This is a genomic window from Natronomonas sp. (assembly GCF_036625485.1).
Taxonomy (GTDB): Archaea; Halobacteriota; Halobacteria; order Halobacteriales; family Haloarculaceae; genus Natronomonas.
In genome coordinates this window covers 21,037-27,898 of record NZ_JAZKTR010000011.1, presented here as the reverse complement: position 1 = coordinate 27,898, position 6,862 = coordinate 21,037, and the positions used below count along the sequence as shown (strand labels likewise).

The following is a 6,862-nucleotide window of genomic DNA, read 5'->3' as shown; positions in this document are numbered from 1 at the left end:
GCCCGAGCAGCCCGTACACGACCGAGGGGACGCCGGCGAGGTTCGAGATGTTCACTTCCAGGAGCGTCGCGAGCCGCCCGCCCCATCCGGTGTTCGGCGCGTACTCCTCGAGATATATGGCCGCGCCGATCCCGACCGGGAACGCGAGGACGGCCATGAAGCCGACGATAATGATCGATCCGATGATCTGCGGGTAGACGCCCGCGTTGCTCGCGTTCAGCCCGTCCCACGACTGCAGAAGCAGATTCGGCGTGAGGAACGTGTCCGGGTTCTCGATTCCGAGTTGCTCGACGAGCGAGGCGCCGAGCAGTACGCCGCCGAGGAGAATAAACGGCCCCGCGACGCCGATGCGTCCCTCCGGATCCGTCCGGACCGACCGCCAGAGGACGTAGCCCGTGGGGACGACGAACGCCGAGAAGAAAACGACCGGAAGCGACGCGTCGATCCCGGCGACGATCGACGCCACGGCGACGGCAAGGGCGCCAGCGGTGACAGTCCCCCCGGCGATAGCACCGGAGCGGCGACCACGACGAGAGGCGGTCAATTTCGCGACGAGGAGCGCCGCCGGCATGGTGACGAGGCCGAAGTACATGATCCACTCCGCCGCGACCCCGATCGGCTGCCGGATCAGGTCGTACAGTACCGCTCCGACGCCGATACCGACGATGATCGATGCGGGGATGGCCGGCCCGGTGTACGTCGTCTCGTCCGTTGTCCGATCGTACGCCAAGACGAACATCGGCGGGAGCGACGCGAAGAAGGCGTAGATAAACACGTCGTAGGGACTGAGAGAATCGACGACGGCGTACGTGACGAGGCTCAGGAGGAGCCCGCCGAACACCGCCGCGAACGCCTTGGCGTTCGTCGCCCGCACCGCCGGTCGCCGACGGGCGTATAGCGTGAACGCGGCCGTCGGCGCCACGAGGGTGCCGAGGTAGACGAGAAACCACGCGGGAGACGCGGTTCCCGGCTGGAACGCGTCGTACGAGATGTACCCGAACAACACGAGCAGCGAGACGATCCCGACGAGCGTCGCCGCGACGAGCGCGACCTCGAAGAGCTGTCCTTTCAGCTTCTGGAGCCAGAGTGCTCTGCTTTCTCCGAGTTGGTCGCCAGGTGCGTCTTCGGTTGCCATGTTAGTACTCCTCCCGGAACCGCCGTCTGACCAGTTCGGCGAAGACGTTCATCGTCAGCGTGATCGCGAACAACGTCATGCCGAGTGCGAACATCGCCTCGTAGGTGGGTCCGGTGCCGAGGGAATCCGCGTTGGCGATCTGGACCATCGCCGCCGTGATGGTCTGTCCCGACTCCGCGAGGTTCTGAAGGACGTTCGGGAAGTAGGGCATCTGTGGGCTCATCCCCATCGCCATCGTGACGGCCATCGTCTCGCCGATCGCCCGCGAGATCGCGAGGACGTACGAGGCGACGATACCGGAGGTCGCCGAGGGAACGACGATCCTCGTCGAGACGTCGAACTTCGTCGAGCCGAGTCCGTAGCCGCCCTGTCTGAGGCTGTCCGGAACCGCGCTCAGCGCGTCCTCGCTGATCGAGGAGACCATCGGAATGATCATGATCCCGACGACGATACTCGCCGACAGCGCGTTGAACGTACGGAGCGACGGTATGACGAACGTGAACTCCGAGACGACCAGCGTGAACTCGGGCAACAGCGGAACTCCCTCTGGAATGAGGGTGATGTCGGGGATAGCCGCTGCTAGTCCCTCGGGAACGACTGTCTGAGAGAACGGGAGAACGCTGTCGATCAACGGCGTGACGTACACGAGCGCCATGTAGCCGTAGATGACGGTCGGGACGCCGGCGAGGATCTCCAGGGCCGGTTTCAGTATCGACCGGGCCTTGTCGCTGGCGTACTCGCTGAGATAGATCGCCGCCGCCAGGCCGATCGGCAGCGCGATCAGCGCCGAAAAGAAGGTGACGATGAGGGTCCCGCTCACCAGCGGGAGCACACCGTACGAATTGCCGATGACCGGACTCCAGTTCGTCCCGGTAAAGAACGCGACCGGTGAGACCTGCGACCAAAACGAGAGCGCCCGTCCCGACAGCGCCAGGATGATTCCGACAGTCACGAGTATCGTCAGGACGGCGCTCGCTGCGATCAGGCGGCGGTAGAGTCGTTCCTTGCGGACGACAAACCCGCTCCGCTGGAGTGACTCGACCCCGCTCTCTGGTTCGTTGCTCATGTAAGTTGGTAAAACGTGAAGTGTGTGGTCGGCGTTCCCTTCCGGGCTCTACGCGCTGTACTCGTACTCGCCGGCGATCGCCGCTTCGAGGGTGGCGAGGTTGTCCTCGACCATCTCATCGCTGCTCGGGACGTAGCCGATATTCTCCGCAATGTAGTCCTCGTCGGCCTCGTTGATGTAGAACTCGAGGAACTCCTGGAGGTGGTTCTTCTCCTGGATATTGCCCATGTTGCCGTAGAAGAACAGGGGTCGAGCCAGCGGGTAGTTCCCGCTCTTTGCGCCCTCGAGGCTCGGTTCGACCGGGTCGCCGCCGTCAACGCTGAGGCTGAGCGCCTTGACAGTATCCGGGTTGTTCACGTAGTACGCGAAGGGGAGGTACCCGAGCGCGTACTCGTTGCCGTCGACGCCCTGTGCGATCAGGTCGTCCTCCTCGGTCCCCTCGAAGTCCTCGCGGATCGGCTGATCCGCTTCGGTCTCCCCGATGACCGTCTCGGTGAAGTAGTCGTAGGTACCCGAGGTGCTCGCCGGCCCGTAGAGGTCGAACGGCTCGTCCGGCCAGTCCGAGTTGACGTCGCTCCACATCTCTGGCTTGGTGTCCGGCGACCAGATAGTCCCGAGGTCCTCCAGCGAAATCTCGTCGATCCAGTCGGCGTCGTTGTTGACGACCACGGTGAGCGCGTCCTGCGCGACGAAGAACTCGACCGGTTCGATGCCGTTGTCGCGGCAGCGCTGGACTTCCTCGTCTTTGATCGGCCGGCTCGCGTTGTTGAGATCGCTGTCGCCGGGGATGAAGACGTTCTCGAACCCGCCGCCGCTGCCGTCCTTCGTGAGGTTGAAGCTCACGTCCGGGTGCTGTTCGGCGAACTGACGAGTGACCTCCTGGGCGACCGGGTAGACCGTACTGCTCCCGGAGACCCGGATTTCTCCGGAGAGGTTCTCGGAGCCACCGCCGTTTCCGTCATCGTTGCCGTTGCCGTTTCCGCCGCCGTTGCCATTGCCGTTGCCGTTTCCATTGTTGCCCTCGCTGGTACACCCAGCGAGCGCGATCGCGCCGGCGCCACCGATGGTCATGAGTGCTTTCCGTCGCGTCACGTCGCCAGATCGGTTCGTTGGCATCACCAGATGATTGCCGAGGGTGTTATAAAACGGATGCTATGAGCAATGTAGATTGACTCGTACCTATATAGTTCAGCCTATTACCCTATATTGACACACGTACACATACGGTGTCCGTCTCTACTTCGCCGACGCGACGGTTCGCGAGGCGTAAACGGGGGTGCGTGCGGCCCCAAAGACCCTATAGCGGTCCCGACCGGTATGTAGCCCTATTATATCGGCTTATGACGCGGCACGACCGGAACGTCATCGATGGGAGTTACCAGCACACGGGGCGTCGAGGCGGAGCGGCGACTGGCCGACGCGGCGACCGAACTCGAACGGGAGCACCGCCGCGCGACCGACGAGATCGACGCGCTCCGGCGCTTCGAGCGTCGAGTTCGGGCCCTCGACACCGAGACGCCACAGCGAAAGACGGCAGGGCCGACGCTCGCCGCCGCTTCCTTCGACGACGGCCCGAGCGGGAGTGACGCGCTCGGCCGGGTTCGCGAGGCCTACGAGTCGACGGTGATGGCCGTCTCACACTACGGCGAGGAGTACGACGACACCTACGCCGAGAGCCTCGCCGGCGAGTTCGACGCCCACGTCGCCATCGCGCTCACCGAGGGGTCGGCCTTCGACGAGCGGTGCAAGACGACCCTGCTGGCGGCAGTGACCGAATCGGTGACCGCCCGACGCTCGCTTTTGGCCGCCGTCGACGAGGAATCCGAGTCCCTGTCGGCGGCGACCGACGAACTCCGCTCGGTCGCCGAGCGTCTCGACGCCCTCTCGGAGCGGTCCCTCGTCGGCGAATCGTTCGGCGACCTCGATGCCTACCGCGCCCAACTCGACCAGCTGGAAACGAACTGCGAGTCGGTCCTCCAGCGTCGCCAGCGGTCGGTCTTCGACCAGCGACGGGCCGCGTGGCTCCCGAACGACGCGCCGGACGTGGCGAAGTACCTCTATCAGAACCTCGAGGACGACTACCCGGTCATGGCCGTCATCGCCGACCTCCTGGAGCGAATCGACGCCCGCCGCCGCCAGATCGAACACGCGATGACGTTCTGTCACGCCTGAGCGCGACCGCAGTGGCGAGCCACGGCTGCTCGGTCGGCGGCGCTCTCGCCGGCGTACTATGGAGCCCTCCGGAGCGGCCCGAACCCGAACCGACCGACACGGAGGGGAATTATCAGCGGTGAAATACGATGGCGTCGTCGGTTCGGTCGATGGCCTCCGACGGAACATCCGGAACGGATCGATCGACACCGCCTGCCGAAGACGAACGCGCCGAAGGCGAAGGCGTCGGCCACGAGCGGCGATACGACGAGCCCCCGCGATTGGAGTGTCGAACCGTCCGCCGAGCCGACGAACCGGACCGCTTGACCGTCTACCCCGCCGACGCGACCGGCATCCCACGCATGTCGACGTGGCTGTCGGTCGACGCGAGCTGTGTCGTCGACCTCGAATCCGTCCGGTAACGAAACGGTGCTGCTATGGAGAGATACCCCACGGTACGGAGCCCTCTTAGCAGGTTTTAGGCCCGCTACCGCGAGAGCCTCGGGTGGGTGCCCCAACCAATGGCCTACGATACCGGCGTTCGACTTCTCGACCGATCGTTAGACGTCACATCGGCGTTCGTCGTGGACGCTGCACCGGCGATGAACACCATCACCTACGTCGACCCACACCTCGTCGTTTTGGCGACCCTACTGGCCTTCTGGGCGGTATATATCGGCTTCCTAATCAGGGACGCCATCGTAGCGACCGTCTGAAGGGAAACCAGCGCCGGATCTCAGAAACGCGGCACTCCCCGTCTATTCCGCCTTGTTCCGGATGATGATCGCGGTGGCGTTCATCCCGAGCAGGACGATAAGCAGCGTGACGACACCGGCAGCGACGACGCCGTAGCGGAACTCTTCCTGCGGGAAGTCCGCCCACGCGAAGATCTGCATCGGCATCGCGCTGACCTTGCTCCAGACGCTATCCGGCGGACTGAAGACGGTCGTCGCGGCTCCGATCATGATGAGCGGCGCCGTCTCCCCGATAGCCCGACCCAGGGCGAGAATCGTCCCGGTCAGGATGCCGGGCAGCGCCTGGGGAAGAACGATGTTCTTCGTCGTCTGCCAACGGGTCGCACCCATGGCGTCCGACCCGCGGCGCATATCGTCGGGAATCGACCGGATGGCCTCCTGTGCGGAGATGATCGTAATCGGAAGGATGAGCAGCGAGAGCGTGATGCCCGCAGTCACGGCCGTCCCGAAGCCGAACCCGAGTAGGTTGGCGAACAGGCCCAATCCGAGCAGACCGTAGACGACGGAGGGGACCGCCGCGAGGTTGGCGATGTTGACCTGAATAAGTCGAGTGAGGGCACCGACGATGCCGGTATCGGAGGTGTACTCCTCGAGGAAGACGGCGGTACCGACACCGAGGACGAAGGAGAGAGCGGCCACGATGGCGATGATAATGACAGATCCGACGATAGCCGGATAGAGGCCGGCTTCAACCGCGTTTCGGGAGGGCGCACTCGTCACGAACGAGGGGTCGAGCCACGGATCGGGCGACGGGACGCCCAGCGCGCCCACGATGGCGGCACCGGCAAGGGAACCGCCCGCAAGCAGGACGGGCAGCAGAAGGCCCGCCTGCCCCTCGCTGTTCTCGAAGACCCGGTCGACGTAGGTCAGCGTCGGTGCACCGGCCAACAACAGGACGAGCGTCGCCTTCGCCATCGGCTGGCCGAACATACCGGCCGCGAACCCACCGCCAGCACCGAGCACCAGTATCAGGAGGCCGGCGACGATGCCGACAACTCGGCCGCGTCGGCGGTAGGTTACGAAACCGACGGCGGCCGAGATCGGGAGCGCAAGCGTCCAGACGTAGATGAGGAGCGTGGTCGGGTAAACGTTGACGACCTGTCGAAGGATCGCGGCAGCGACGAAGCCGACGACGGCTACCGGGGCCGTGGCCAGCGAAACGCGGGATTCGGGCTTATACCGCCCGTAGAGATAGACGACCGCGGCGGGGAAGACACCGAGCGTGTATGCGATGAACCAGAGTCGCGCGTCGAAGACTAAAAAGAGGATGACGAGCGCGAGGCCGAGCGCCGCTCCGCCCAGGAAGCGGCCGATGACGCCGAAGCCAGCCTTACCGATCGGCGTCTGGCTGCCGACGAAGGTCACGTAAGCCGTCAGCGGCGCGATGACGACGAAGAGATAGACCAGGTGCCACGAGAGGCGCGGTACCGTGCCGATGAACATCTCGACGGCAGTGAAGACGACCGCGGTACCGACGAGGCCGCCGACGAGGGCGATGGCAGTGTTACGGGCGAGGTGGCGGTCGTTCGCGCTGTAGAGACAGAAGCCGATGAACGGGATCACGAACGTCAGGAAGTAGGTCAAGAGCCACTCGGGACTGGCGTTAGCGAGGTCGAACGCGTCGACGAAGACGTATACCAGCAGGACGCCCAGCGCGACGAGGCCGACGACCGAGGCCCCGAGCGAGAGGTATTCGAAGGCGACGCCCTTCGCTCGGCTAACCTGCTCGAACTCGGGTGTGGTTTCGGTCGCCAT

The 6,862-nt window shown here is 64.6% G+C and carries 7 protein-coding genes; 3 read left to right on the top strand and 4 right to left on the bottom strand.

The features are described from left to right. The 3 genes from V5A53_RS02475 to V5A53_RS02465 form a co-directional block, all read right to left on the bottom strand. Positions 1–1,135, bottom strand: a 1,135-nt coding sequence (locus tag V5A53_RS02475) for a phosphate ABC transporter, permease protein PstA (protein ID WP_332311980.1), incomplete at its 3' end; no start/stop codon positions are given. 1 nt (position 1,136) lies between these two features. After that, positions 1,137–2,201: a phosphate ABC transporter permease subunit PstC gene (gene pstC, locus V5A53_RS02470; RefSeq protein WP_332311979.1), complete on the bottom strand. Its 1,065-nt coding sequence runs from the start codon at positions 2,199–2,201 to the stop codon at positions 1,137–1,139. A gap of 48 nt (positions 2,202–2,249) precedes the next feature. Continuing rightward, on the bottom strand, positions 2,250–3,317 hold the full coding sequence (locus V5A53_RS02465) for a PstS family phosphate ABC transporter substrate-binding protein (protein WP_332311978.1): 1,068 nt from the start codon (positions 3,315–3,317) through the stop codon (positions 2,250–2,252). 252 nt (positions 3,318–3,569) lie between these two features. Here V5A53_RS02465 and V5A53_RS02460 point away from each other — a divergent pair, with 252 nt between their 5' ends. From V5A53_RS02460 to V5A53_RS02450, 3 genes are all read left to right on the top strand, one after another. Then, positions 3,570–4,373: a DUF7260 family protein gene (locus V5A53_RS02460; protein ID WP_332311977.1), complete on the top strand. Its 804-nt coding sequence runs from the start codon at positions 3,570–3,572 to the stop codon at positions 4,371–4,373. A gap of 149 nt (positions 4,374–4,522) precedes the next feature. After that, the gene (locus V5A53_RS02455; RefSeq protein WP_332311976.1) at positions 4,523–4,774 is read left to right on the top strand and encodes a DUF7511 domain-containing protein; all 252 of its coding nucleotides are present in this window, start codon (positions 4,523–4,525) and stop codon (positions 4,772–4,774) included. Between the two features lie 99 nt (positions 4,775–4,873). Further along, a complete protein-coding gene (locus V5A53_RS02450; RefSeq protein WP_332311975.1) occupies positions 4,874–5,068 on the top strand; it encodes a hypothetical protein in 195 nt (64 codons plus the stop codon). 42 nt (positions 5,069–5,110) lie between these two features. On the opposite strand, the gene pstA is transcribed toward V5A53_RS02450, so the two are convergent. Then, positions 5,111–6,862: a phosphate ABC transporter permease PstA gene (gene pstA, locus V5A53_RS02445; RefSeq protein WP_332311974.1), complete on the bottom strand. Its 1,752-nt coding sequence runs from the start codon at positions 6,860–6,862 to the stop codon at positions 5,111–5,113.

What these genes read in the sequence shown, in the direction of transcription:
- V5A53_RS02465 (WP_332311978.1), bottom strand. Translation starts at nt 3,317, where the DNA reads ATGCCAACGAACCGATCTGGCGACGTGACGCGACGGAAAGCACTCATG.
- pstA (WP_332311974.1), bottom strand. Translation starts at nt 6,862, where the DNA reads ATGGCGACCGAAACCACACCCGAGTTCGAGCAGGTTAGCCGAGCGAAG.
- V5A53_RS02455 (WP_332311976.1), top strand. Translation starts at nt 4,523, where the DNA reads ATGGCCTCCGACGGAACATCCGGAACGGATCGATCGACACCGCCTGCC.
- pstC (WP_332311979.1), bottom strand. Translation starts at nt 2,201, where the DNA reads ATGAGCAACGAACCAGAGAGCGGGGTCGAGTCACTCCAGCGGAGCGGG.
- V5A53_RS02450 (WP_332311975.1), top strand. Translation starts at nt 4,874, where the DNA reads ATGGCCTACGATACCGGCGTTCGACTTCTCGACCGATCGTTAGACGTC.
- V5A53_RS02460 (WP_332311977.1), top strand. Translation starts at nt 3,570, where the DNA reads ATGGGAGTTACCAGCACACGGGGCGTCGAGGCGGAGCGGCGACTGGCC.